Genomic DNA, 24,926 nt, shown 5'->3' on the forward strand with positions numbered 1-24,926 from the left:
CATACGCCGTGGCCTTTTTCATTTGGAGCGTCAACCCATCCCTTTTCATCCTTCGATGATATGCCGGACCTGTTTGAGAAGCGTCGTATAATTGTTGGTCTTTTTCTGCAGGTAATAATCCACCCGAACCCGGCCGCCGCGACACCCCGATTCGTCGAGAAACAGCCTCAGCCGTTTTTCCGTGTGAAAGCGTTGAACCGTCACCTCGCCCCAGCTGTTTTTGCAGATGAGCCCGATATTTCCGGCCGCCTTTTCCCAGGGTTCCTCTTCAAAGCTGATCACCACCAGCATTTTGGCAATGACGGCCTTTTTCAGATAATCGCCCCGGATGACCGTATGGTCCGAAACGATGAATTCCCGGATTTTCACGGCAAGATTTTCGATTTCCGGCAGAGAGATGCTCGAATAATTGGGGATCATGTGGGTTCGTCCGGGTTCGAACAAACGGTTCTGAACGATAAAGGCGATCACATACAGGATATCCGGATCACCGACAATCCGTCCGCCCATGATATTCCCGGAAAAGACCTGCCACCTGCCTTCGTTCAGATGAAAGGTCAGGCCGGAGATGTTGAGGACCCCCATGGGCTTGGGCAGAATGGCCACCTTGTGCGTCCTGCTTTCGTAATAGGCCTGAATCTTACGGCCGATGACCGTCAGATCCTCCCGGTCGATGAGGGTGGCCACCCCGGCATGGGATCGTGAAATATCCCGATAAATCTGCAGAAGCAGCTTGAAGATCCGTTTTCCGAACCGAATCTGGGCCTCCAGGTTCCACTTGGGGAACTGGTCCAGATTGTACCGGATCTCTTTGTCGATTTCGAATTTACTGAAAAACAGACCGATCAGCCGTTCCCTGAACTGATGCTTCCGGCTGAAGGGCTTAAGCCCGCACCGGAGATAAAAGCATTCCTTGATAAAGGAAATGGTATCGGCGTCATGCTTCCCCTGATAATAACTCATGATGAAAAACATGGAAAAGACACTGGGGTCGGGAATCATCACGTCCTTGTGCTTGACCATCACATGCTGCCGGAATTTATGGCAGACCAGTTCCTCGCTGGGAGCGTCCAGCTGCATCTTCAGAAGAAGCATCTTGATAATGGATTTGAGGGGCTTTTCAAGGGATTTGTGCAGCTGCCAGAGGGCCGCCCCGAAGTACTCGTGCTCGTCGACCCGCTCCAGATTGCCCAGATCAAGCAGGTTCTCGAATCCATAGGGCTGCTTGGTGATCTCCAATAGAACCCGGTCGTAATTCATCAGGACCCGGCTGTCATAGCAGATCCACCAGAGTGGGATTTTTCCGCAGATCAGCACGCAGGTCCGGTAAAACTCCTCCTTGAGTACCTGGGTCTGGGTGCTTCCCGAGCTTTCTTCATCGACGGAACCGAACCGGCATGCCCGGATATCGTGGATTTCGGATACAAAAAAATAGACCGGTATTTTCCCGTTCTGGCCGATCCATTCCCGAATCAGCTCAAGCTTTTGGTTGAGGGCTTTGACGCTCCCCGCATCAAGCATGCGCCCGTCGTAGCAGACCCAGATGTCACAGTCCGACTCGGGGGTCTGACTGATGGTGCCGATGCTGCCGATGGTATAAAGCCCCTCGATCCAGTGAAACGACGAGCAGGCCCTCAAGAGGGTTCCCCGCTCCGTGATGCCGAACATTTCCTTGAACCGCTGTTCCCGATTCCGGATCTCTTTGTCCGAGGCCGCGTCATACACCTGGAAGGCCGTGTCGAGCCCCGGAACATACCCGGGGCAGTCCGGGTGGTTCACGCTCAGAAGCCACGGCAGCAGATAGAGAATCAACTCACTGTCCTTCGGGGAGCATTCGACGAACATCTGCTTGCGAAGATCATTGTATTCCAGGTACTTCTGAATATTCCTGGTGAGGATTTTTCGGAGCATGGCCATTCTTTCTTGATCAAACCAAGGCATATGGTGTAAATTTTTTGTCGCGCCCTTCGCCCGAAACCGGAACTTCAGGCCATGAACTCAAAAAACACCGTTAACTGCCGTAAATGTACCCACTTCTATATCACCTGGGATGTGAAAAATCCTTACGGCTGCCGCGCCATGGGGTTCAAGGGAAAAAAACTGCCGTCTGTCACGGTTCTTGAAAATTCGGGCAAACCCTGCCTCTTGTTCAAAGAAAAAAAAACACCCCCCCGATCATGATCCGGCCTTGAGCAGCCCGCCTGATCCGATCAGTTCGCACAAAAGGCGGACGCCGAATCCCGTTCCCCCGGACGGCCCAAGGTCTGTCGCCTTGGACGCATAGGCGGGTCCGGCGATATCCACGTGGGCCCATCGGGCTTTTCCGACAAATTCCGACAGAAACAGCGCGGCGGTGATGGCTCCGCCGTATTTCGATGCCGCCATGTTGCCGATGTCGGCAAAATCACTCTTGAGCAGTTCCTTGTAATCATCGACCAGGGGCAGGGGCCAGCAGCGTTCACCGCTGCGCCGACCCGCCGCTTCGATGGAAAGGGCCAGGGCTCGGTCCGGTGAAAACACCCCGGCGATGCGGTCACCCAGGGCCACCATGCAGGCACCGGTCAACGTGGCCAGATCGACCATCAGGTCGGGCGCATAGGTCCGGGAGGCCCAGGCCAGAGCATCGGCCAGGATCAGACGGCCTTCGGCATCGGTGTTTCCGATTTCAATGGTTTTGCCGCTGTAGCTGCGCACGATGTCCCCGGGCCGAAACGCCTGGCCCGAGGGCATATTTTCCACCAGGGGGGTCACGCCCACGATGCGGATATCCGGACACATGGAGGACAAGGCCCGCAGGGCTCCGGCCACGGCGGCGGCACCGGCCATGTCCATTTTCATGGTGCCCATGCCTTCGGCGGTCTTCAGATCGAGCCCGCCCGAATCGAAGGTCACCCCTTTCCCCACCAGCACGACGGTCCGCCGCGCCTTTTCGGGATGATGATCCATCACCACCAGGGCGGACCGGTTCAAACTGCCCCGCGCCACGGCCAGCATGGCGCCGAAGCCCTGTTGTTCCAGCCAGTCTTCGTCATGAATGTGGACGGTCACCGGGCTGTCGGCAAAGGCTTCCCCGATCAGCCCGGCCAAGACCAGAGGCGGTTTGTCATTGGCCGGCATGGAAACCCACGACCGGGCCAGACGCCCGGCCTCGCAGATCGTCTGAATGCGTTTGATCCGGTCCTTGGCCCCGGGGGGCATGGCTGCTCCGGTGTAAACCGTCATCGTTTGGAGTACCCGGGCGGTCTTGGTTTCGCGATAGACATCGAACAGATCATTGGCCAGACAGGCACCTTCGGCCATGGCCTCCAGAAAAACCGCAGGCGACGGTTTCAGGGTCGACAGATCGGGCAGGACAAAGGACAGGGTTTCGATGCGGCCTTGAACGGCCCAGCGGACCGCGGCGCCGCAGGCCCTGCGGATATTCTCCGAATCGATGCGCCCCATGGCCCCCAGCCCTCGAATCAGCACACGCCGGGCTTTGACTCCCGAAGGATCGGTCAGGATCAGCTGTTCCCCGGCCTTTCCGGAGAACTCGGGAAAGGAGACGGCTTTTTTCACCAGCGCCTTCAGTTCCGCCTGTTGATAAAGATACTTCGATTCGGTGGCCAGAAGCACCAGAAGGTCCGTGCGGGCCGTCATGGGACTGCGGGTCGACAGAGCGATCATGGTCTCGGATTCCTCTCAGGATCGTTAGGGAGATTGGATGAAAAACGACGTCCTGATTTTAACAGCCTTTGACGACCATGGCAACCGACAATCGACGGCATGCCGGGTCAATCGCCTGTATGATCTTAAAACACATGGGTCTCTTCCTGCGGAACGGATCATGCCGTTCACGTTTACGGTCACGAGCACGTTCACGGTGCCGGAAGGCAACACGTGAACGCAATCGTTAGATGGTTCAACCGACGTGGGATGAAACGGTCGAGCCGGTCTCGGCCTGCCGTGCTCGTGAACGTGAACATGCACATGAACGAACAGGACATGCGATTGCCTGGACGGCAGAGCCCGGTCCGACTGTATTTTCGGCATTGCCGCCTGCGCCCGGAGCCCTCTTTTTCACCGACGTAAAAAAAGATGTACATAGAGGTTGACAGTGTTCACACACATACTGTACGTTCGTTTAATCAACCGTGCGTTAGCAGTCCGCCCACTGACTGCATGCGTTCAATCCGGCTAAAACGATACAGAACATGATTGATCCGGCTGCCGTCTACAACGGCGGTCAGATGTTGGGTTTCGACGGGTGAAGCGCCCGTCGGTACAATAAACAATTTTTAGGAGGACCTTGTCAGCATGAAACGCCGTCAGTTTTTTATCTATCCCCTGCTTGCTTTATTATTGACATGCACCTCGGCCGTTGCCATGGGCACCCTGCCCGAAGAACCCGGATTCAATACCTCCGAAGAGCTGTATGAATCCACCTGGCGGGGCGATGTTCTCATTTCCTCCCATGACGGCGTCACCATCGCCGCCAATATCTTTGTCCCCAAAGCCCGTGAGCCTTTCGAACGCTTTCCCGCCATTGTCATGCCCAGCAGCTGGGTAATGGAAGAGCACGAATACGTCATGCAGGGGGCAAAACTCTGCCGCAAGGGATACATCGTGCTGGGATACAGCCCCAGGGGCTGGGGCATCTCCGAAGGACAGGTCAACGTGGGCGGCCCCGACGACATGGCCGACATCAATGCCATCATTGACTGGCTGATCGCCTATCAGCCCGTGGCCGGCGTCGTCACCGACGACCAGGGACGGGTCATCGATGATTCGGGCGCCAAAATCGGCATGTGCGGTATTTCCCTGGGCGGCGGACTGTCCCTGCTGGGAGCGGCCCACGACACCCGGGTCAAGGCGGTGATGGCCATGGTGCCCTGGGGGGACCTTGCCGGATCGCTTTACATGAACCAGACCACCAAGGAAGTCTGGCACAAATTCGTGCTTCAGGAGATCGGGGACCTCACCGGCAATTTCGACCCGATGATCCGGGAGCTGACGGGCGCGCTGTTCGAACACAACCATCCGCTCTACTATGACAGCATCATCACCTGGGCCATGGAACGGTCACCGATCAACTTCGTCGACAGGCTCAACCGCATCGACGGCCGGCCGAGAGACATCGCCGTCTGCCTGAGCAACAATCTTCAGGACGAGATGTTTCCGCCCAATCAGATTCTCCCCTTCTTCTATGCCCTCGAAACCGACAAGAAACGCCTGGACATCAACCAGGGGGTCCATGGGTCCAACGACATCCCCGGCGCCCTGGGCATCGCCAGTGAAGCCTGGAACAAGGCCCATGCCTGGTTTGACGAGCACCTGAAAGGCATGGACACCGGCATCATGGACCTGCCGCCCATGAGCATCGACAACAAACGGAATCAGGACCGGAACTATGTCGATCACATCTACATCAAAGACATCAACATGAATTACCTGGACGGCATCTACGATCCCTCCAACAACGTCAACACCATCCGGCCTGAAACGTTCTTCCTTGGCAACCGTCCCTGGTATCGTCTGTACGGAACCCTCAACAGTTATTCGCAGAAAAAAAACACTGCGGACACCATCCGGTCGGGAAGCCTGTCCGGCATCACCACGGGTATTCCGATTCTGAGCTCCCTGCTTGAGGCCCACACCACCAACCTTCACGTGGAAACCTGGTTTCCCATGACCAACAAGGGCAAATCCATCGTCTACCAGTCCGAGCCCATGGACCGGGACCGGACCATCATCGGTGCGCCCCACGTGAAGCTGAACATCACCCCCACCACCGACTCCTTTCAGCTGGTGGCCCATCTGTACACCCTGGACAAAAACAACGTGGGCACCCTGTTCAGCCACGCGCCCCTGACCATCCTCGGTGACGGAAAATTCATGAAAAACGCCCGCGCCGGTGAGACCCTGACCGTCGAATTCAACCTGGTCACCACCTGCGTGACCGTGGAAAAAGGCCAACGCATCGCCCTGGCCATCGACACCGAGGATCTCAACTACGGCAAGGCCCCGGACACGGATTACAAACTGACCTTCAGCTACGATCAGAATTCGACCCTGAGCATTCCCTTTGTGGACTGATCTTTATACTAAAACAGGCCCGAGGGTTATCCCCCGGGCCTGGTTGAACGGATTCCCTCCATTTCGACGCATCGTGCCGTCTTCCGGAGCGGATCAAAATCGCTCCACCTTGAAAAAAAGTCTTGAATCCCGTCCCATTCAAGGGTAAGTATACGTCGTTATTGATTCAGGCTTCCCGATGGGGGGCCGTTTATCATGATGCGCCCGTGGCCCAGTGGATAAGGCGTCGGCCTCCGGAGCCGAAGATCACAGGTTCGAATCCTGTCGGGCGCGCCATGACGTTCTTCCTGGTCAGAAACGCCTCGACCCATCGTTCTCCCGACGACTCCGTTTGCATACGGCCTTGACCGATATTCCGACCCGGGATAACGGCGTGCCGGGAATTCATCCCCGTCTTCGCATCATGGGACTTGACAAGCGGACAAAGCTCCCTGAAAATAGGTCCATCATCCAACCGTGTCACCGGCACGGCACAACCCGACAGGGGGATCCGGGGACGGCATGCGCATTCTTATCGTTGAAGACGACATCAAAATCGCCTTGTTCATCAAAAAGGGGCTCACGGAAGCCGGATTTGCCGTGGACCATGTCGAAAACGGCCGGGACGGCCTTTTGTATTTCCAGACCCAGACCTACGATGCCGCCGTCATCGACCTGATGCTGCCGGGCATGGATGGGCTGACCCTCATCGAACAGATCCGGAAGAAACGGATCAACACCCCGATTCTGATTCTCAGCGCCCGCCGGACAGTCAATGACCGGATTCGCGGGATACAACAGGGGGGCGACGATTACCTGGTCAAACCCTTTGCCTTTTCCGAACTGCTCGTCCGGATTCAGGCCCTGATCCGCAGGGCCGGGGGGGTGATGGAACCCACCACCCTGTCGGTGGGGCCCCTTTCCATGGATCTGATGAAACGCAAGGTTTTCCGAAACGGCGAGGAATTGGACCTCCAGCCCAAGGAGTTTGCCCTTCTCGAGCACTTCATGAGACATCCGGGCATGCCGCTGTCCAAGTCCCTGATTCTCGAAAAGCTCTGGGATTTCAGTTTCGATCCGCAGACCAACGTGGTCGACGTCCTGATCTGCCGCCTGCGTGCGAAAATCGACAAAGATTATTCGGAAAAATTGATCCGGACCATCCGGGGGGTCGGCTATGTCCTTGACGAACCTTAAACGCATGACCCGGAAAATCGGTTTCCGTCTGGCCGCCTGGTATTCGGGCTATACGCTCCTCGCCATTGTGGCCCTGTTTCTGATCGCCTATTTCTTTTTGTCGACGACCCTTGAAAAAAGCGATTTTCAGGTGATCCTCTCCGAGATCAATGAAACCGAAAGCGAGTACCTCGGCGGCGGCCTCGAGGGTATCCGATCCTTTGTCGGTTCCCACCTGAGCGCACGGCTGAAAAATCTGCTGTTCATCCGTGTCGCCGATCCGAACAACCGGACCGTGTTCATGTACTGCCCGTTTTCTGAAGATCGTTTCCCCATCCGGAGCCTCGAAAACGCTAAACTGATCGACGAAAAATGGCTGAGGTTGCCATCCTCCGATCATAGCGATACGGTCCTCGATATCCAGACCCGTCGGCTGAGCAGTCTCCACACCCTCCAGTTGGGCATGACCAGCCAGTTTCGGGATGAAGACCTTGCCGAATTCCGCCGGCTGATTCTCAGTTTGATGGCGCCCCTGATCGTCACGGGCATTATCCTTGGAATTTTTCTGGCCTTTCGGGCTCTCACCCCCTTGCGTCATATCATTGCTACCGTCCAATCCATCGATATCGGGAAAATGGATACCAGGGTGTCCCGGACGGAAAGCGGAGACGAACTGGACGAACTGGCGCGTCTGTTCAACCACATGCTGGACAGGATCAGCCAACTGGTTCTGGGGATGAAGCAATCCCTGGACAACGTGGCCCATGACCTCCGAACCCCGCTCACGCGCATGCGCAACCGATGCGAAGAAAGTCTAAACGCCCTGCCTCCCGATGACGCCGGCCGGGAGGTTCACGAAAGTGTCCTTGAAGAGACGGACCGTATTCTGAGGATCCTCGATACGCTGATGGATATTTCCGAGGCGGAAACCGGAACCATGATTCTCCACACGGCGGCCGTCCCGTTGAAAAACGTCCTCGCCCCCATCGTCGACATGTACGAGGTTCTGGCTGAAAACAAATCCCTCACCCTTACCATGGACATCCCCGATCCTCTCATCGTCCATGCCGACCGGGACCGGTTCGGCCAGGCCCTGGCCAACCTGATCGACAACGCCGTCAAGTTCACGCCCGAGCACGGCCATGTTCATATCGAAGCCTCGGCCGGAAAGCGAACGGTCATCATCACCATCCATGATGACGGACCCGGCATCGATGCCAGGGACATCGACCGCATCTGGGACCGTCTGTACCGGGGCGACCTGAGCCGTTCGCAAAAAGGGCTGGGTCTGGGCCTGAGCCTGGTCAAAGCCATTGTCCAGGCCCACCGGGGAACGGTGGCGGTCTCCAGCCAGCCTGGAAAAGGCTCCGTTTTCACCATCACCCTGCCGACCGTCGACCCTCCGGAGACAGCCCCTTTCCTCCCGAACATGTCTCGCCTCTGACCCTTCCTGCTCCCGCCCCTCACGGCCGCGTCCTGTGCGCCGGCTGACTCCTGTCTCCAACCTTTCAAAAATGTCATGTTCAAGAAAGATTCCCGTAAGGCAGCCCGTCTATAGTCCCCTCTGAGCCTCCGTCCACGGTACCGGCGTTTCATTATTCCCGGACCCTAACGTCAGGCACCGTTTTATCAAGAACCACGAAGGGATGCCATGAAACGACTTCGGCTGTGGGCAGGCCCCTATGTTGTGCCTGCCGTTTTTTTCATAGTGATCCTGCTCACGCTGAGCCTGAGCCGGATTCTGATCGTATGCCTTTACCACGCCCGGATCCCCGATCCCGGAACCCTGGTCCGGATTCTGGCTTACGGCGTCCGGATCGATGTAACATCTTCGGTGTATTGCGTGTCGCTGCCGGTGCTTCTTGCCCCCTTCCTGGAGGGCTACCGGTTTACCCACGCGTTTTTCCGGAACTTTCTCCGGATCTGGTTTTCGGCCTGGACGGCGTTGTTCGTCATGATGGAAGCGATCACCCCGGGCTTCATCAACGCTTACGACGTTCGGCCCAACCGCCTGTTCGTGGAGTATCCGGCCTATCCCCACGAGGTGTTCTCCATGCTCGTTAAAGGCTTTCCTGTTCTGACGATTGCCGGCTTTGCGGCCCTCTTCCTTGCGGCCTGGGGGGCGTATATCCTGGCCGGCATCCTCGGCCGAAAGCCGTCCGCCTGGCATCCGGCATCGAAACTAGTCCTTTTGCCCATGCTGGCCCTTCTTCTGTTTCTGGGCGGTCGTTCCTCCCTGGGCCATCGTCCGATCAATCCCAGCACCGTGGCGTTTTCCAGCGATCCCCTGATCAACGACCTGCCCCTGAATTCCACCTATTCCGTGCTTTACGCCCTGTACCGGATCAAGGACGAAGGCCATGCGGCCAAGATTTACGGCCACATGGACGATCGGGACATGATCGCCCGGATCAGGAGAGCCATGGGTGAGCCCGAATCCTCCTTCACCAACCCCGACACCCCCACCGAGCATCGGTTCACCCCCACGGTCCATCGGGAGAAACCCCTCAATCTGGTGATCATTCTCGAGGAAAGCCTGGGGGCTGAATTCGTGGCGTCCCTGGGAGGGCTCCCCCTCACGCCCCGCCTTGAGGCCTTGGCCCGGGAAGGGTGGTGGTTTGACCGCTTGTATGCCACCGGCACACGATCGGTTCGCGGCATCGAGGCGGTGATTTGCGGTTTCCCGCCCACGCCGGGCCGGAGCGTGGTCAAACTGGGCAAATCCCAGTCCCATTTCTTCACCCTGGCCCAGGTCCTGGGTGATCAGGGATACACGACACGGTTCATCTACGGGGGGGACAGCAATTTCGACAACATGAAAAAATTCTTCCTGGGCAACGGGTTCCAGGAGGTCTACGATGAAAACGACTATGACCAGCCCTCGTTCAAGGGGTCCTGGGGGGTTTCGGATCAGGACCTGTTCGCCAGGGCCCATGAGATCCTGTCTTCGGATTCTGATCGCCCCTCCTTTTCCCTGATTTTCACTTCCTCCAACCATCCGCCCTACGAATTCCCCGACGGCGTCATCGATCTGTACGAAACCCCCAAAGCCACGCTCCACAATGCCGTCACATACGCGGATCACGCCCTGGGCGAATTTTTTGAAAACGCCCGGCACTCGTCCTACTGGGATCACACGCTCTTTGTCGTGGTGGCGGACCACAATTCCCATACGGTCGGAGAAACACTTGTCCCCATCGACCGGTTCCGGATTCCGGGCCTGATCATCGGCCCGGGCATCGCATCACGTGTGGATCAAAGGGTCTCCAGCCAGATCGACCTGCCGCCCACCCTGCTCTCCCTTCTGGGGATATCCTGCCTGAGCCCGATGATCGGACGGGATCTGACCCGAGAGCAGGAAGACGGCGCCGACGACCGTGCCATTCTTCAGTATTATAAAAACCAGGCGTATCTTTCCGGCGACCGTGTCACCCTCCTGCAACCCGGAGAACGCGCGGATCATTTTCTTTTTCAAAACCATCAACTGATTCCGGCCCATACGGATGACGCCCTTGGCCGGACCGCCCTGGCCCATGCCCTGTGGGCGTCCTGGACATACAACCATCGGGCCTACCGGTATAACGGCCCTGACCGAACCCTGTCACCCATACAGGCATGGAGCGCATCCAATGAATAACGTCTTTCAATCATCCCCAGACACGACCCTGTCGCGCATCACGTCCCGCATCCGCCGGTGGTCGATCCCCGGGCAGGTCCGAAGCCTTTTCCTGGTATGGCTCGCCCTTTCCCTGTTCGATCTTTTCCTGATCCGGGACACCGCCTGGATCATCGAGCATGGGGCCGGCGAGCGTTTCATCGTGAATTACACCGCAAGCGCCCTGGGCTTCCTCGGCCTTTTGGTGCTGATCGCAACCCATCTGCTCCGGGGGAAGGCCCGCGTCGGCCTGGCCGTTCTGATCCTGTTTCTCCCCATGATGATTCAACTGTCCTATTTCAGTGTCTATCATAAATTCGTGTCCTCCTTCGGCTTCAAAGCCTTCTTCGAGGATCCCGGCCTGGTGTTTTCCCTGTGGGTCGACACCCTGCCCCTCTTCCGGGTGATCCTGGCCTTTGCTGCGGTGCTTCTTGCCGTCATCATCCTCAGACGGACCGTTCAGGGATTTCACATCGTGACCCAGGGCATCTCCGGTTTCACCCTCGTTGCCGTCACCGCACTGACGGCCCTGAGCTGGTACAGTGTCCCCGTCTTTCAAAACAGCGTCATGGCCTACGCCGGATCCTATGTGGAAATGGTCAAACAGAAATCCTACGAACAGTTCAAGCTGAAGCGGCCGGACGTCACGGCCGATCCGACGGACCGACCCCTTCCGGACATCATCATGGTCATCGGGGAATCCACGGTGCTGTCCCACATGGGCCTGTTCGGCTATGAGCGGGACACCACCCCCGGCCTTTCCCGCCTTGCCCGGGAGGGACGCATCGCGGCCTTCGACAACTGCATCAGCATCGGCCTTCAGACCCGGCTGTCCGTGCCCTACATGATGACCGGCCTCGAGGGCATCGATCCCAAGGGCTACATCTACACCTGCCCGACCGTGCTGAACTACGCCAAAGCCAGGGGGTATCACACGGCCTTTTTCACGGCCCAGGACCTTTACTGGGGCCGGATGAAAGAATTCCTGATCGACGACTCCGTGGACGAATTCGTCAACGGCACCCATTTCAACCCCCAGGCCAGTGTCCACAAAGGCGCCGACGATCTGGACCTGCTCGACAACGGCGTCCTGCCGTTCCTGGACCGGACCACGAGCCCGTTTTTCCTGGTCGTCCAGATGGACGGCAGCCACTACCCCTTTGCCGAGCACTGTGAACCCGAATACAAACGGTTTCTTCCCGAGGGCGAGCCCAACAGCGTCAACGCCTTCGACAACACCGTGGCGTACACCGACATCGTGCTTTCCCGCCTGATCGACCGGGTACGTGAGACCAACCCCGACGCCTGGCTCTTCTTTTCTCCGGATCACGGCCAGAACCTGGGCGGGGCCAATGGGTTTTTCAACGATTTTTTTTCAAGCGACGTGATCCACAACCCCCTGATCGTTTCAGCCCCGGAGGCCGCCATGCCGAAGCTCAGGGCCAAACGCCGCGCCCCCTTGTCCCAGGCCGACATTGTCCCGACCATCCTCGACCTGATGCATCTTTCCCCCATAAACCCCTTAGACGGTCTGTCCATTCTTGGCCCGATCCCCGAAAACCGGCTCCGGGTATGCAGCACCTACATGCCCACCTTTCACAATGTTCCGGAATCGGTCCTCGTGTTCAACGATCTCAGCTACTACTACATCGATCATGCCCGGGGCAGCGTGCTGCGTGACGATGGAAAGACCGTGATGCCGTTCGACGCTCTCGATCCCGGTTTCAAGGATATTTTTTCACGGCGCATGTAAACAAAAGGAGGAATAGCCATGATTTCAGTTGTTGTTCCGATTTACGATGAAAAAGACAATCTCCCGCCCCTCATCAACGAGATCGCGAGTGTCATGGACGACGTGCCCATCGACGAGATTATCGTTATCGACGACGGCAGCACGGACGGCTCATGGGATGTTTTACAGGCGCTCCGTGCCCGTCACCCTGCTCTTCGAACGATCAGACACACGAAAAACTACGGCCAGTCCGCCGCGCTCTGGACCGGCATCGAAGCGGCTTCCCGTGACATCATCGTCACCCTGGACGGCGACGGCCAGAACCCTCCGGAGGATATCAGGGTGTTATGGGAGGCATACACCCGCAACAAAATCACATCGCCCCGATTGATGGTGGCGGGTGAACGCACCCGGCGAAACGACAACCGGATCCGGCGCATCTCGTCAAAAATCGCCAATGGAATCCGTTCCTCACTGCTGCATGATCACACCCGGGACACGGGATGCTCGTTGAAACTGTTCCGGCGTTCCGATTTCCTGAGGCTGCCGTATTTCGACCACATGCACCGGTTCCTCCCGGCATTGATGCTGCGCGAGGGTGTTCGCCTGGTCCATGTCGGGGTGTCCCACAGACCGCGGGTCTTCGGGCATTCCAAATACGGGACGCTGGACCGGGCCCTTGTGGGCCTCAGCGATCTTTTCGGCGTGTTGTGGCTTCAGAAACGGGCGCATCGCCCCCTGAAAATCGACAGCATGGATCAATCGATCGGGGAGGCGCCATGAAAGCCTTTCTCCCGACGTTAACGGCCGAACATATCTGGCTTGGCGTGGGTTTCCTGGGCCAGACGCTGTTCTTCATGCGCTTTTTCGTTCAATGGCTGGCCTCGGAAAAACAGAAGAAAAGCATCATCCCCAAGGCGTTCTGGTATTTTTCCCTGGCCGGCGGCATCACCCTGTTGTCCTATGCGGTGTACAGGCGGGACCCCGTTTTTATTTTCGGACAGAGCACCGGTCTGTTCATCTATCTTCGAAACATCTATTTCATCACGATGGAACATCACAAAACCGCCCAGCCTTCGGCGCAATAAGGACAAAGCCCATGAAGAAAACAACTCTGTCTTACGATTGCCTTTTGCCGGCCATGCTTCTTGCGTGTCTGTTTTTGGCGGTGATACTGCTTCGCCCGCTGCTTCCGGTCGATGAAATGCGCTACATGTCCGTGGCCTGGGAAATGTTTCTGCGGGGTGACTGGCTGGCCCCCCTGACGGTCAATTTTCAGCCCTATCATCACAAGCCGCCGCTGCTTTTCTGGCTGATCAATGCAAGCTGGGCCGCTTTCGGCGTCAGCCGCTGGGCGGGAACGCTTCCCATACTCGCCTCAGCCGTCGCCTGTCTGTGTCTGACCCGAACACTGGCCGCCGCGCTGTTTGCCGATGATGTCCGGATCACCCGGACGGTGCCCTTTGTCCTGACCGGCAGCCTGACGTTTCTCATGGTCGGCCTTTTGGTCATGTTCGATATCACCCTCACGGTCTTTGTGCTGCTCACGCTGATCGCACTTCTTTCTTTCGCACGGTCGGGTTTAACAAGGCACCTCCTCTGGATGGCGGCGGCCATGGGTCTGGGCGTCCTCACCAAGGGCCCCGTGGCCTGGCTTTACGTACTGTTCCCAATGCTGACCGGCCCCCTGTGGCTGCCCAAGCCCATGGGGCACCTCAAATGGTATGGCGGCTGTCTTTGTGCGTTCCTGCTGTCCGTCGTTCCGGTCCTGCTGTGGCTCATTCCCATGTTGTCTCAAGCCTCCGGGGATTTCGCCTACCGGCTTGTCTGGGAGCAGACCATGGGACGTGTGACCGGCCGCTTTGTCGGTTCCCACGCCCGACCCGTCTTCTTTTATCTTCCCTTCCTGCCGGTGCTTTGCCTGCCCTGGCTGTTTTTCCCGTCGTTCCGGCGGGGGCTGAAAGGATTGAAAAAACAGTATCAGGACCAGTGGGCGATCCGATTCCTGGTCCTCTGGATCGTGCCCCTATTTATCGCCTTTTCCCTGATCCGGGGGAAACAGCCCCACTACCTTGTTCCCTTTCTGCCCGCCGTGGCCATTCTGATCGCCTCCATGACGACGATCACGGAAAAAACCATCCGGAACACCGCCCTGATCATGGCGGCCTTTGTCATGGCGCTGCACGGAATCGGCTCCTTAAGTCTGTTCAAACGATTCGATCTTGAACCCATGGTCCGCTTTCTCGACACCCACAAAAACGTCGATTGGGCGTATCTCGGCAATTACCACGGCGAACTGGGTTTTCTGGGCAGACTGGAAAAAGCCGTCGATGAATCCCACGACATCACCTCAGCCGAGAAATGGTTTCAAGACCACCCGGACGGCCTGGCCATCCTGCGGTATCGGAATCCCGAACTCCTCAGCCGGTACGACGTCGTTTTCGATATGCCCTTCCGCGGAAAACGAATCTGTGTTTTCAAACGGCCCCGATGAATCATGTAACGATCACACGGGCTTCGTTATCTAAGATGAAACGCTCTCAGGATACGACGCAATAACGAGGGATGACGCGTAACGCAGCCGGCGCCGGAGTCACGCCCCCTCTTTGAGCCGTTCTTCCAGACGACCCTTCACGGCCCCGAAGACCCGGCGGATATCGTCACTGTCCGGCAAAACGGATCGCAGCATGGCCAGGTACGCCCGACGTTGCAGACGTTTCAGGGCGGGAACAAAATTGATGTCGTAAACCCACCCCACCTGGAGCAGCTTGAAGTCGTTGAGGTTGTTCATATCCTCGAACCGGATGGTTTGCCCGTTGATCAGCTGCTCGCAGATGGCCGCCGATACCCCGGGGGTGTCGGGCAGGTCCAGTTCGATGGTTTCATTGTGTTCGCCCCGGGTCTTGGCGGCGTAATAGGCGGTAACCACCCGAAGGATGTCCAGCTTGTCGGCATCCCTCAGAAGGCGGGTAAAAAAAAGATGCCGGGGGTCGAGATGGTCCGGAAGGGCGGCCCGGTTGTGGTAACGCACCGCATCTGTAATCAGGCCCGTCACGGATTCATCGAGACCATCCAGCACCCCTTCCCGTCTTAGAATCTCAACGCCGAGTTCGGCGTGATTCACTGATTTCCGGTCGGAAAAAGTCCCGAACCGTCGGTACTGTTCGAAACGGCCCAGATCGTGAAACAGGGCCGTCACAACGGAAAGACGGCGATCCTCATCGGAAAGGCCCAGCGCCCGGCCCAGTCCGAAGATTTCCCCGCAGACCCGCCGGGTATGCCGTGATTTCAAAATGATGTTTCGATTGAATTCGGGGTCCGCTGTTTCAAACGATGCCGCGTAGGCATCGAACCACGATATGAAAAACCGAACGTGCCGTCTGTCCATCCTGATCTCCGCTCCTTGCCCGACGTCACCATAGCCGCGATTGAATCCCGGGTCAATGGGCATTTCCGCTGGACAATCGGATGTATTATTCGTTCACGTGCATGTTCACGAGCACGAGCACGGCAGGCCGAGACCGGCTCGACCGTCTCATCCCACGGCGGTTGAACCGTCTGACGGTTGCGTTCACGTGTTGCCTTCCGGCATCGTGAACGTGCTCGTGCTCGTGACCGTAAACGTGAACGGCTTAATCCGTTCCGCAGGAAGGGACCCATGCGTTTTAAGATCATACATGCGATTGCCCTGGCCCCGGTCATTTCCGGCGTTGATGAACTCGTAAAACGTCATCAAAGGCCGGCAAAGAAAAACGTTCGAGTTCAAGGCGTCGCGAATCCCGAGGAATGAGGCGTACTAAGGGTACGCCGCAGTGACGAGGGATGAAGCGAAAGCGCAGACACGAAGTGAAGCGTTAGCGCTAAATCGGACGTTTTACGAAGCCGTCAACGTTGCAATTCCGGGGAAGATGGGATACCAGTTGGTGGACGGGCAATCGACGGCCCGGGATCAGACCACCCACCAAGACGAGGTTTGTTATGCTGACCGAAAAGACCCTTTCCATCGACACCGTTGACGTTCATTATCTGGAGGCGGGAAAACCGGGTGACCCGGAAATCCTGCTGCTCCACGGGCGAAGCTTCCATTCCGGAACCTGGAAGGAAACCGGAACCCTTGAAATGCTCGAAGCCAACGGGTTTCATGCCTTTGCCGCGGACCTTCCCGGATACGGCCGGACACCGGTCCTTGACCGTCCAAAACCCGACATCCTGAAAGCCATTATCGCGGGCCTCAAGCTCGTTTCGCCGGTCATTGTCTCGCCGTCCATGAGCGGCGGATACGCCCTGCCCGTCATTGCCGAAGGCACCGTGCCCCTTAAAGGTTATGTGGCCGTGGCGCCGACCAACATTCCCGATTACGCCGAAGCCCTTTCGGGTAACCCGCTGCCCGTTCTGGCCATCTGGGGCAGCGAGGATCAGGTGGTGCCGACGGAGAACGCCGACCTTTTGTGTCATGCCATGCCCAACGCAGAAAAGGTGATCATTGACCAGGGCAGCCACCCCTGCTACCTGACCCACACCGACCTGTTCCATTCTTACCTGATCGGCTTTCTGGGCGGGCTCTGATCAAAAAACAAAAGGGCCCCGTGACCGATTTCGATCACAGAGCCCTTCGGTGGGGACATCCGGACGGATCAGATGCCGAGAAATTTATTCATGAGCCCCTTTTTATAGCCCCAGCCCAGGACGTTGAAATAGGTCTCGGGCGCCAGACGCTTGGCCAGCCAGGTGAACTTGCCGTCGGCCTGGGTGATCACATAAAGCCGGTCGCGCTTCACGGACCGGACCACATGGCGGGCCACGTCGCCGGCGGTGACCCGGGACTTGTCGAAAAAAGCGCTCGCCATTTTCCGCTGGCGTTCGTCCGACGAGGTGAACTGGTCCATCAGGTTGGTTTTGAAAAAGGTGGGGGCCACCACCGAGACGCCGATGTTCTTGGGTTTCAGCTCGGTCCTCAGGGTCTCGGACAGAGAGATCACCGCCGCCTTGGTCACGTTGTAGCAGGCCATTTCGGGAAGTGAGGCGATGCCCGCGTTGGAGGCCACGTTCACGATGTGCCCCCCGCCCTGTTTGTCCATCATGGGAATGAAGGTCCGGCAGCCGTAGATCAGACTTTTCAGGTTGATGTCCAGAATCCAGTCCCAGGTTTCAAGCGGAATCTTTTCCATGAATCCGGCGGCGGCCACGCCCGCATTGTTGACGACGACGTCCACCCCGCCCCAGGCGTTTTCGATCTCGGCGGCCAGGGCCTCGATGCTTTCCGGCTGTCTCACATCGCAGACGGAAACAAACCCGCTTCCGCCCTTTTTTTCAACCAGGGCCAGGGTTTCATCGGCCCGCTCTTTATTGATATCCGACACGCAGACCCGCCAGCCCATGGACGCAAACTCAAGGGCCATGGCCCGTCCCAGCCCGGACCCCGCGCCGGTGATCATGATCCGCTTCTTTGGAAATTTTTTCATTGTCTCTTCTCCATTGCAATGTATGTGTGGTTATGCCTTCGACCTCTGCGGTCATTTTCCTTCAAACGGCGTAAACAGCGCTGCCGACTCCATCACGTCAAGGGTCCGGTGCAGCAGGCCCACAATCTCTTCCGTGGAAGCCGCCTCCGGATCGAGGGTCATGATATTCTCCCGGATATAAGCCAGATAACGTTCAAGTGCCATGGCCGTATCACGGGTGTCGAAACAACGGACGCTTTGCTCGAGCTCGATGGACAGCCCGTGGCGGACCGTGGTATCAAGACCCCGGTGCACAGCCTGTTTGATGGCGTCGATGGCCACCGGGGGCCGTTTGCTCATGTGATCGGCAAAGCCCTGAACCCTTTCGTAAAATATATCTTTGTCGAAGATATCGGTCAACAGCCCAAGATCACGCGCTTCAACGGGGGATAGCTGGTTCCCCCGGAGCATCAGCTCCAGGGCACGGGCCTTTCCGATGAGCCTGGGCAGCCGCTGGGTGCCGCCGCCGCCGGGTACGATGTTGACCAGAACCTCGGGCTGACCGATGGTGAACCCCTGATCCTTGACCATGAATCGGAAATCGAAACAGGCGGCCATTTCCGTGCCGCCGCCATTGCACGAGCCATTGATGGCAGCGATGGTGACCTTGTTCATCCGCTCGATGGCCGCATAAGTCCGCATCATCTGAAACCAGAGAAAGGCCCCGGAGGAATACCCCCGGATGGCCTTGGATTGCCTGAGGACCAAGGTTTCATACCATGGGAAGACATCCATCATCCAATTGGAAAAGGTCATGTAATATCGGAGCAGGGCGGCCGTCGGGCGGTACCGGACAAGGATATGCAGAAACAGCTTGCGCAGGTGGGAGGTGAGCTGCATCAGTTCCTCAATGGAAAAATGCATGATGTAGGAGTCCTCCCGGCCGCCCGTGAGGATAAACACCCGGATGGCGTCATCCCGGCGAACGTTTTTGATCAGATGATGCAGCTCCTCAAGCATGTCCGTCACAATGAAATTCACGGGAGGATGATGGATCTCCACCCAGAGCGTCCGGTTCTCCCGCCGTGTTTTCAGATAGCGATAACTCATGATGGCCTCATAAAAAGTCATTTTTTGGACGGCTTCGTAAAACGTTCGAGATCAAGGCTTGCGAATCCCAAGGAATGAGGCGTACTTGGGGTACGCCGCAGTGACGAGGGATGAAGCGTAACGCAGATATCGGACGTTTTACGAAGCCGTCAACTCATGGTTTGTCCTTTTTCCGTTTCTTATAGGTTTCCATCAGTTCGACAAAGCCCTCGACCCGTGTGTTCATGGGGCCTTCGGCATAAGCTCTCGGATCGCAATGATCCGTGTTCATCATCAGAACGGGAATGCCCCATTGCTTCTGAAGGGCTTCCTGGAGATCCGGAAGGCCGGTGCTGCTGGGACGGCAGCTCTGGTTGGCGTGGAGAATGATGCCGTCCAGGTCGTAGTCCTCGATCAGGCCGTTGAAATAGGCAATGCGCCGATCGAGATTCAGGGTGAAGGGAATGATGATGTGATCGCGGGCCATGCGCCGCAAGGTTTCCCTGAGGGTAGCGCCGGGAGCGCTGCGGGCGGCAAAGGAATAGGTGTAGGGATCGACAACGATACGCGCCCCCTTGTCGGCCAGCACCTTCTGATACAGATCCACGTTGTACCAGAGGGTGATCCCTTCCCACAGCACCCGGTACCGTTCCCGGCCCCCGTCAATGGACGCGTTGTCGCCGTAGCGTTTTTCCGCTTTTTTCAGTTCGCTGCGGTAAAACCGGATGGCGTCCTTCTGGTTCCACTGGCTGACCATGGGCAGCATAAAGGTCCGCACCCATTCAAAATACCGGTTGGCCGGATACCGCTTCCGGTATTCGTAAATTTCCTTGAACAACCGGCAGATCTCCGCCGACCGGCTGACCATGGTCATGAATTTTTTCTCGTTGAAGGGCTTTCCGGTGAGCTTTTCCAGAAAGGCGATCAGATCCCAGAGCTGGGCCTCGATGTAGTCGACGTATTCCTCAATCCTCGCCTCGCTTTCACCGGCCACCAGCTGGGGCACATCCAGGGCGAAATGGGGCCGATCATGACGCTTGGCCTCGTTTTCAAACCATTTGAGATGGGTGTCGCAGACCAGATTGGCTGAAAAATAGGCGTCCGCCACCCGGTGCCCCCCGAAATCCTCGGGCCAGCCCAGACGGGAGGCGCCGATGCTGGTTTTCATGTAACTGCACAGATCCCGGCCGTATCCCAGGCTTTCCGCATGCTCGATGGGCGGCACCGTGCACCCGGCAGCCCCGGTCAGGGCCGCATAGGCTTCCGGATACCCCGGGAAAAACCCCATGGCCGCCGGAATCTCCGTGGGGAATCCGGCACTGAACACCCCGAACCGCTTCCACGGCTGGATGACCGTCATCCGGGTCTTGTTCAGATAATCCAGGACGATCAGAAACAAACGCGGCGAAAGGGGCTGGTTGAGATACCCTTTCAGGCCCCGGACCAGAAGGGTCGGATGGGTGACGGCAAATCGGCTGAGCCTTATCATGGGCGATCTTCCTTATTCGATCATCTCCCGGAAACTTTCCAGGCGGCTTATCAGTTGTTGATCCACGGTGGGGGTGTATTCCCGTTCGATGACGGCCACCTTGTTCCCATCCTTTTTCAGCTCACCGACCATAAACGGCAGATCGAGGCCGTGGGGCTCACAGAATTTCAGGATCTGATACACAACCCCCTTGACCGGCGTTTCGGCAAGGCAGGATCTCAGATAGGTCAGACGGGCCTCAAAGGGGATCTTGGTCGGCGGCTGGGGGATCCGTGTGTGATAATCGACCAGCGCACGGACCGGATCCTTGGTCTCGTCAATGGTTGCGGCGTAATAGCGTTCGCCCAAAGACAGATCATCGCGGACCACCCGGAGCCGGGCGGCTTCGAGGATATCCATGACCTCAACGCAGGTGATGTCCGACCCGGTCACGAGTACCGGCACCCGGTCCGGCGGAAACGGCGGCCGGGACTGCCAGTCCGAAAGGGTGGCCTCCAAATCATCCGCCAGTTTTGTTTTGTCGTCCGTGACGCAGCACCGGGTCAATTCGAAATAGTCCCGGTTGGGAATATCCTTGACCGCCCGGAGTGCCGACAGGCGGCGCATCAGATCTTTGACCCGGTTGGACAGGCGGATGGCCCCGGCCAGCTTGTCATCGGTGATGCTCACGGAAAAATGCGCTTCGAGCCGGACGATAAACCGCCGCAACTCCTTATCGTGCCAGGCCCGAGCCGTCTCGTCGTTCTTGGCCGGCGTGCTGATCCAGTACAGAAACGCCGCAGGCACATGGTATTTCCAGATATCGAACTGATTGTTGGTCGTGTCGCACCCGTGACAGAACGCGATGCCCGCCCACGCCCCAGCGCCTGCCATCCCTTGGGTCAAACAGGACCGGGAAAAAGGGCAGATGTAATGATGGACGTAACGGTCCGCCGGGTCATTGGGTACATGGACATTCCCCAGAATTTTGACCGGGGTCATTCCGGCGGCCATGACGATCTCTTCGGAAAACTCATGACCCGTGTCGTAATAGGCAAAGGGTTTCATCATCTCTTTTTTCCTGTCAGCGTGTCGCCAGAATGGCGGCTCCGATGGCCCCGCACGCCTGGGCCTTTTCCGGCACATGAAGGGTCATCCCCACTTTCTTTTCGATGGCCCACCGCATCCCCGGATTTTTCGACACCCCGCCGGTCATGACCAGGGGTTTGATGACGCCGGTACGGTTCATCATCGAAACCATGCGTGAGGCGATGGAATCGTGAATGCCCGCGATGATGTTTTCCCGACGTTCGCCCCGGGCAATCATCGAAATCACCTCGGATTCGGCGAATACCGTGCACATGCTGCTGATCAGCACCGGCCGTTTAGCCTTTTTCGACAAGGCCGCAAAGTCCGCAAGATCCACCTCGAGGGCCCGTGCCATCACCTCCAGGAACCGACCGGTACCGGCGGCACATTTGTCGTTCATCACAAAATCCGACACGTCCCCGTTCTCATCGACGGCAATGCACTTGCTGTCCTGGCCCCCGATGTCGATGACGGCCCGGACCTTCGGAAAAAAATAACGGGCCCCGGCGGCATGACAGGTGATCTCCGTGATCTGTTTATGGGCCGGGGTCACGCTTTTCCGACCGTATCCGGTGGACACGATGCAGTCGATGGCCGCCTCAGTCCGGCCGGTCCGTTCAAGCATCCGGTCAAAAAGGTTTCGCCAGGCTTTGCCCATGTCGTAGCCGCTGAAGCCCACGTCCGAATAAAGCAGTTTGTCCCGGTCCATCATGGCAATCTTCGTCGTGATGGAGCCGATATCGATGCCGACGCTGATCATGGTGACGTTTTATTCTCCTGTTTCACTCAAGGGGGTTTTGTAAACAGTGATATGCGAGATGATCGCCGTTGACAATGTCCGGAAAGGACAATTATAGTGGCAAAACAGGCCAGACCGCCGGGGAGGGACAGATGGACCAAATCATACGATTCACGTCACACAAAACGCTGACGCCGCGACGACTGATCAACGCCGTGCTGATCATGGCCCGGGTGGCGGAGCGTCACGGCATCGCACGGGAGGTTCTGCTGGCGGGAAGCGGCCTCGTGTCCGGAGATCTCGAAGACCCCCGAAAACATATCACCCTGCTCCGGGAAAAAGCCATTGCCCGGCGCTTCATCGATCTGGTCAATATCCCCTGGATCGGCCTGGACGTGGGAGCGGAATACAATTTCAGCGCCAACGGCAAGCTGGGCATGGCCATGATGTGCTGCGACACCCTTCTGGACGCCCTCAAGCTGGTTCTGACCTACCTCCCCCTGACGGGGTCCTATCACCGCTACAGCCTGACCATCGACGGCACCAGGGGGGTCGCCCGGTTCCGGGAAATGACAAACCTCGACGGGTTCAGGGCGTTCTGCTGCGAGGCCGAGGTCGGGTCCATCCAGGCCATGGCCAAAGCCAGCCGGATTCACTCCGACGTATTTCGGGAGCTGCATTTCGCTTACCCCCGGCCCAACTACGCCGAACGATACGAGGCCCTGTTCGATTGTCCCATCGTGTTCAACGCCCCCGAAAACATGATGGTCTTCGACGCAAAACACCTGACCCGCCCCCTGCCCCTGGCCAACCCCCTGGCCCGGCGCGCCCTGGAGCGGGACTGCGCCCAGATGCTGCCCCTGCTCCAGGCCCATGATTCAATCGGTGCCCACATCCTCCAGGAACTCACCGTCTCCCGGGACCCTGTCCCGGGCTTTGACCAGATGGCCCGTCACCTTGGCCTGTCGCCCCGGACGCTCCGGCGTCGCCTGCTGGCCGAAAAGACCACCTACACCGGCATTGTCACCGAATTTCGCAAAGCCCGTGCTCTGGAACTGATCCGAACCACCAGCCTGACCATGGAACAGGTAGCCGCGCGCCTCGGCTTTGGCGAGGTATCAAGCTTCTACCGCGCCTTCAAAGCCTGGACGGGATGCACGCCCAGCCGGTTCAGGGGAAACGAATATCATCCATGATCAAAAACTGCCGTCAAGCCTCGTTCCATAAAAGCCGATACATGATACATGACCGTCAACCCGTGTTTAGTGTCAACAAAGGAGTGTCCATGATCAGACCTGCAATCGTCCGCCTGTCGTTTTGTATCATCCTGACATTTTTTTTCTGTGTTTCGCCTTCATCGGCCCGGGCCGGCGGCGACATCATCCAGTCGGTGGTCGGGGTGGACACCCTGCCCCATGTGGTCTGGAGCTTCCCCTCCTTTCTGAATCCCCACGGCACCGACGACATCGACTACGACATGGACGCCTCGAGCTTCACGTCGTATACCGCCAATGTGCGGATCAACAAAATCCAGGCGAGTCTCGGCCTCTCGGCCGTGATCGATGACGAGGTCATCGGGGAAGTGGACCGGTACACCGGCTACCTGGCCGTCAAAAACATCTTTGCCCGGTATTCGCTGGGGACGATCCGGGGGACGGCCGACTGGACTGGAACACTGGCCACGGGCATGCCCGCCGCCATGGCCTACGACCATGACGTGACCTCTTATGAATTGAACTACCTGTTCAACTCGGACAAAACCATGGGCTGGTATGTGGGCCTGGGGTACACCACCATGACGGTGCCCATTGAAATCCATACCATGACCACCCCCGGCGGAAAGGAAAATCAGGTTTACGGCGTACCGGTGTACGACAACGGTTACGAAGCGGATTTATACTGTTTTCAATTCGGATTCGACACGATGATGGGAGAGATGGCCGGGGGCCTCATCCAGCCCGGCACGGTGAAATTCTTCGCCCATGCCCAGGACTCCATCGGATTCGGCCGGGGCACGGTGTCGCCTGAATCGGCGGCCTGGGCCGAAGAACTGAACGGGCCCGGCCGTACCTTTGAGGACCGTGAAAGCTTCGTGGCCTATCTCCAGAACGACAGCACCATGGGTTTCTTCTGGGCGCCGTCCCTCTTGGGCGGTCACGGGGTTCTGGCCCTGGGCTACAACCTGAACTTCTGCTTTCTGGCGACCTTCGAAGGCGCGGCCGAACACGCCGATGAACTGGGTTACGACGCCAGTTACGGCATGCTCCGTCACGGCCCCCAGTTCAGACTCTACGCCACCTGGTAGCGAAACCGAGGAAGGGCGGCTCGGCCGACCTTCGTCCTTTCTTGTTTGTCATTGAAGCATGATCCCATGCCGGGGGTGGTGAAGGGATGGGCTGCCTGATGTTCCGCCTCCGATCTTTTTTCTTGCATGATGGTTAAAGGCCGGGATATGATTGGCCGATTGATATGATATTTGACCG

At 57.8% G+C, this 24,926-nt stretch carries 20 protein-coding genes and 1 tRNA gene; 13 read left to right on the forward strand and 8 right to left on the reverse strand.

Translation table 11 applies throughout. From position 1 onward, the window contains the following. Positions 1-45 precede the first annotated feature (45 nt). Positions 46-1,911 (reverse strand): class I adenylate cyclase domain-containing protein, encoded by a 1,866-nt coding sequence (locus ACYQ11_RS16720; protein WP_459924956.1) that lies wholly within the window; start codon positions 1,909-1,911, stop codon positions 46-48. 264 nt (positions 1,912-2,175) lie between these two features. Beyond that, positions 2,176-3,666 carry a leucyl aminopeptidase family protein gene (locus ACYQ11_RS16725; RefSeq protein ID WP_459924957.1) on the reverse strand — a complete coding sequence of 497 codons (1,491 nt, stop codon included), beginning with the start codon at positions 3,664-3,666 and terminating at the stop codon, positions 2,176-2,178. Positions 3,667-4,296: 630 nt separating this feature from the next. On the opposite strand from ACYQ11_RS16725, the gene ACYQ11_RS16730 reads away from it, so the two are divergent. From ACYQ11_RS16730 to ACYQ11_RS16770, 9 genes are all read left to right on the forward strand, one after another. Beyond that, entirely contained in the window at positions 4,297-6,075 is a 1,779-nt protein-coding gene (locus ACYQ11_RS16730) for a CocE/NonD family hydrolase (RefSeq protein ID WP_459924958.1), read from the forward strand. Positions 6,076-6,275: 200 nt separating this feature from the next. After that, positions 6,276-6,351 (forward strand) — tRNA-Arg (locus tag ACYQ11_RS16735). A gap of 225 nt (positions 6,352-6,576) precedes the next feature. Continuing rightward, positions 6,577-7,251: a response regulator gene (locus ACYQ11_RS16740; protein ID WP_459924959.1), complete on the forward strand. Its 675-nt coding sequence runs from the start codon at positions 6,577-6,579 to the stop codon at positions 7,249-7,251. After that, entirely contained in the window at positions 7,232-8,674 is a 1,443-nt protein-coding gene (locus ACYQ11_RS16745) for a sensor histidine kinase (RefSeq protein WP_459924960.1), read from the forward strand. The genes ACYQ11_RS16740 and ACYQ11_RS16745 overlap by 20 nt, the downstream gene beginning before the upstream one ends. Before the next feature lie 207 nt (positions 8,675-8,881). Next, a complete protein-coding gene (locus ACYQ11_RS16750) occupies positions 8,882-10,867 on the forward strand; it encodes an LTA synthase family protein (RefSeq protein ID WP_459924961.1) in 1,986 nt (661 codons plus the stop codon). Next, positions 10,860-12,638 carry a phosphoethanolamine transferase gene (locus ACYQ11_RS16755; protein ID WP_459924962.1) on the forward strand — a complete coding sequence of 593 codons (1,779 nt, stop codon included), beginning with the start codon at positions 10,860-10,862 and terminating at the stop codon, positions 12,636-12,638. The genes ACYQ11_RS16750 and ACYQ11_RS16755 overlap by 8 nt, the downstream gene beginning before the upstream one ends. 18 nt (positions 12,639-12,656) lie before the next feature. Continuing rightward, on the forward strand, positions 12,657-13,400 hold the full coding sequence (locus ACYQ11_RS16760; RefSeq protein WP_459924963.1) for a glycosyltransferase family 2 protein: 744 nt from the start codon (positions 12,657-12,659) through the stop codon (positions 13,398-13,400). Then, a complete protein-coding gene (locus tag ACYQ11_RS16765) occupies positions 13,397-13,705 on the forward strand; it encodes a lipid-A-disaccharide synthase N-terminal domain-containing protein (RefSeq protein ID WP_459924964.1) in 309 nt (102 codons plus the stop codon). Before ACYQ11_RS16760 ends, ACYQ11_RS16765 begins: the two co-directional genes overlap by 4 nt. An 11-nt stretch (positions 13,706-13,716) precedes the next feature. Beyond that, a complete protein-coding gene (locus ACYQ11_RS16770) occupies positions 13,717-15,111 on the forward strand; it encodes an ArnT family glycosyltransferase (protein WP_459924965.1) in 1,395 nt (464 codons plus the stop codon). Between the two features lie 99 nt (positions 15,112-15,210). Here ACYQ11_RS16770 and ACYQ11_RS16775 read toward each other — a convergent pair whose 3' ends face one another. Then, positions 15,211-16,005: an HD domain-containing protein gene (locus ACYQ11_RS16775; protein ID WP_459924966.1), complete on the reverse strand. Its 795-nt coding sequence runs from the start codon at positions 16,003-16,005 to the stop codon at positions 15,211-15,213. A gap of 270 nt (positions 16,006-16,275) precedes the next feature. Between ACYQ11_RS16775 and ACYQ11_RS16780 the strand changes: the two genes are divergently transcribed. Both ACYQ11_RS16780 and ACYQ11_RS16785 read left to right on the forward strand, forming a co-directional pair. Further along, positions 16,276-16,407, forward strand: coding sequence for a hypothetical protein (locus ACYQ11_RS16780; RefSeq protein ID WP_459924967.1), 132 nt, complete (start codon positions 16,276-16,278; stop codon positions 16,405-16,407). 188 nt (positions 16,408-16,595) lie between these two features. Beyond that, the gene (locus ACYQ11_RS16785; protein ID WP_459924968.1) at positions 16,596-17,183 is read left to right on the forward strand and encodes an alpha/beta fold hydrolase; all 588 of its coding nucleotides are present in this window, start codon (positions 16,596-16,598) and stop codon (positions 17,181-17,183) included. 68 nt (positions 17,184-17,251) lie between these two features. Here the strand turns inward: ACYQ11_RS16785 and ACYQ11_RS16790 are convergent, their stop codons facing one another. The 5 genes from ACYQ11_RS16790 to ACYQ11_RS16810 form a co-directional block, all read right to left on the reverse strand. Beyond that, positions 17,252-18,079: an SDR family oxidoreductase gene (locus ACYQ11_RS16790; protein ID WP_459924969.1), complete on the reverse strand. Its 828-nt coding sequence runs from the start codon at positions 18,077-18,079 to the stop codon at positions 17,252-17,254. Positions 18,080-18,130: 51 nt separating this feature from the next. Further along, positions 18,131-19,168, reverse strand: a complete 1,038-nt coding sequence (locus ACYQ11_RS16795) for an enoyl-CoA hydratase/isomerase family protein (protein ID WP_459924970.1) — start codon at positions 19,166-19,168, stop codon at positions 18,131-18,133. Between the two features lie 154 nt (positions 19,169-19,322). Next, complete coding sequence (locus ACYQ11_RS16800; RefSeq protein ID WP_459924971.1) at positions 19,323-20,636, reverse strand: 2-hydroxyacyl-CoA dehydratase subunit D; 1,314 nt, start codon at positions 20,634-20,636, stop codon at positions 19,323-19,325. Between the two features lie 12 nt (positions 20,637-20,648). Next, the gene (locus tag ACYQ11_RS16805; protein ID WP_459924972.1) at positions 20,649-21,686 is read right to left on the reverse strand and encodes a 2-hydroxyacyl-CoA dehydratase subunit D; all 1,038 of its coding nucleotides are present in this window, start codon (positions 21,684-21,686) and stop codon (positions 20,649-20,651) included. 13 nt (positions 21,687-21,699) lie between these two features. After that, positions 21,700-22,464, reverse strand: a complete 765-nt coding sequence (locus ACYQ11_RS16810) for an acyl-CoA dehydratase activase (protein WP_459924973.1) — start codon at positions 22,462-22,464, stop codon at positions 21,700-21,702. A 131-nt stretch (positions 22,465-22,595) separates the two neighbouring features. On the opposite strand from ACYQ11_RS16810, the gene ACYQ11_RS16815 reads away from it, so the two are divergent. Both ACYQ11_RS16815 and ACYQ11_RS16820 read left to right on the forward strand, forming a co-directional pair. Next, on the forward strand, positions 22,596-23,639 hold the full coding sequence (locus ACYQ11_RS16815; RefSeq protein WP_459924974.1) for an AraC family transcriptional regulator: 1,044 nt from the start codon (positions 22,596-22,598) through the stop codon (positions 23,637-23,639). Positions 23,640-23,728: 89 nt separating this feature from the next. Then, on the forward strand, positions 23,729-24,748 hold the full coding sequence (locus ACYQ11_RS16820; protein WP_459924975.1) for a hypothetical protein: 1,020 nt from the start codon (positions 23,729-23,731) through the stop codon (positions 24,746-24,748). Positions 24,749-24,926 lie beyond the last annotated feature (178 nt).

The organism is Desulfatiferula olefinivorans, assembly GCF_054657895.1.

Coding starts and splice junctions, on each gene's coding strand:
- ACYQ11_RS16720 (WP_459924956.1), bottom strand. CDS start 1,911: ATGCTCCGAAAAATCCTCACCAGGAATATTCAGAAGTACCTGGAATAC.
- ACYQ11_RS16725 (WP_459924957.1), bottom strand. CDS start 3,666: ATGATCGCTCTGTCGACCCGCAGTCCCATGACGGCCCGCACGGACCTT.
- ACYQ11_RS16730 (WP_459924958.1), top strand. CDS start 4,297: ATGAAACGCCGTCAGTTTTTTATCTATCCCCTGCTTGCTTTATTATTG.
- ACYQ11_RS16740 (WP_459924959.1), top strand. CDS start 6,577: ATGCGCATTCTTATCGTTGAAGACGACATCAAAATCGCCTTGTTCATC.
- ACYQ11_RS16745 (WP_459924960.1), top strand. CDS start 7,232: ATGTCCTTGACGAACCTTAAACGCATGACCCGGAAAATCGGTTTCCGT.
- ACYQ11_RS16750 (WP_459924961.1), top strand. CDS start 8,882: ATGAAACGACTTCGGCTGTGGGCAGGCCCCTATGTTGTGCCTGCCGTT.
- ACYQ11_RS16755 (WP_459924962.1), top strand. CDS start 10,860: ATGAATAACGTCTTTCAATCATCCCCAGACACGACCCTGTCGCGCATC.
- ACYQ11_RS16760 (WP_459924963.1), top strand. CDS start 12,657: ATGATTTCAGTTGTTGTTCCGATTTACGATGAAAAAGACAATCTCCCG.
- ACYQ11_RS16765 (WP_459924964.1), top strand. CDS start 13,397: ATGAAAGCCTTTCTCCCGACGTTAACGGCCGAACATATCTGGCTTGGC.
- ACYQ11_RS16770 (WP_459924965.1), top strand. CDS start 13,717: ATGAAGAAAACAACTCTGTCTTACGATTGCCTTTTGCCGGCCATGCTT.
- ACYQ11_RS16775 (WP_459924966.1), bottom strand. CDS start 16,005: ATGGACAGACGGCACGTTCGGTTTTTCATATCGTGGTTCGATGCCTAC.
- ACYQ11_RS16780 (WP_459924967.1), top strand. CDS start 16,276: ATGCGTTTTAAGATCATACATGCGATTGCCCTGGCCCCGGTCATTTCC.
- ACYQ11_RS16785 (WP_459924968.1), top strand. CDS start 16,596: ATGCTGACCGAAAAGACCCTTTCCATCGACACCGTTGACGTTCATTAT.
- ACYQ11_RS16790 (WP_459924969.1), bottom strand. CDS start 18,079: ATGAAAAAATTTCCAAAGAAGCGGATCATGATCACCGGCGCGGGGTCC.
- ACYQ11_RS16795 (WP_459924970.1), bottom strand. CDS start 19,168: ATGAGTTATCGCTATCTGAAAACACGGCGGGAGAACCGGACGCTCTGG.
- ACYQ11_RS16800 (WP_459924971.1), bottom strand. CDS start 20,636: ATGATAAGGCTCAGCCGATTTGCCGTCACCCATCCGACCCTTCTGGTC.
- ACYQ11_RS16805 (WP_459924972.1), bottom strand. CDS start 21,686: ATGATGAAACCCTTTGCCTATTACGACACGGGTCATGAGTTTTCCGAA.
- ACYQ11_RS16810 (WP_459924973.1), bottom strand. CDS start 22,464: ATGATCAGCGTCGGCATCGATATCGGCTCCATCACGACGAAGATTGCC.
- ACYQ11_RS16815 (WP_459924974.1), top strand. CDS start 22,596: ATGGACCAAATCATACGATTCACGTCACACAAAACGCTGACGCCGCGA.
- ACYQ11_RS16820 (WP_459924975.1), top strand. CDS start 23,729: ATGATCAGACCTGCAATCGTCCGCCTGTCGTTTTGTATCATCCTGACA.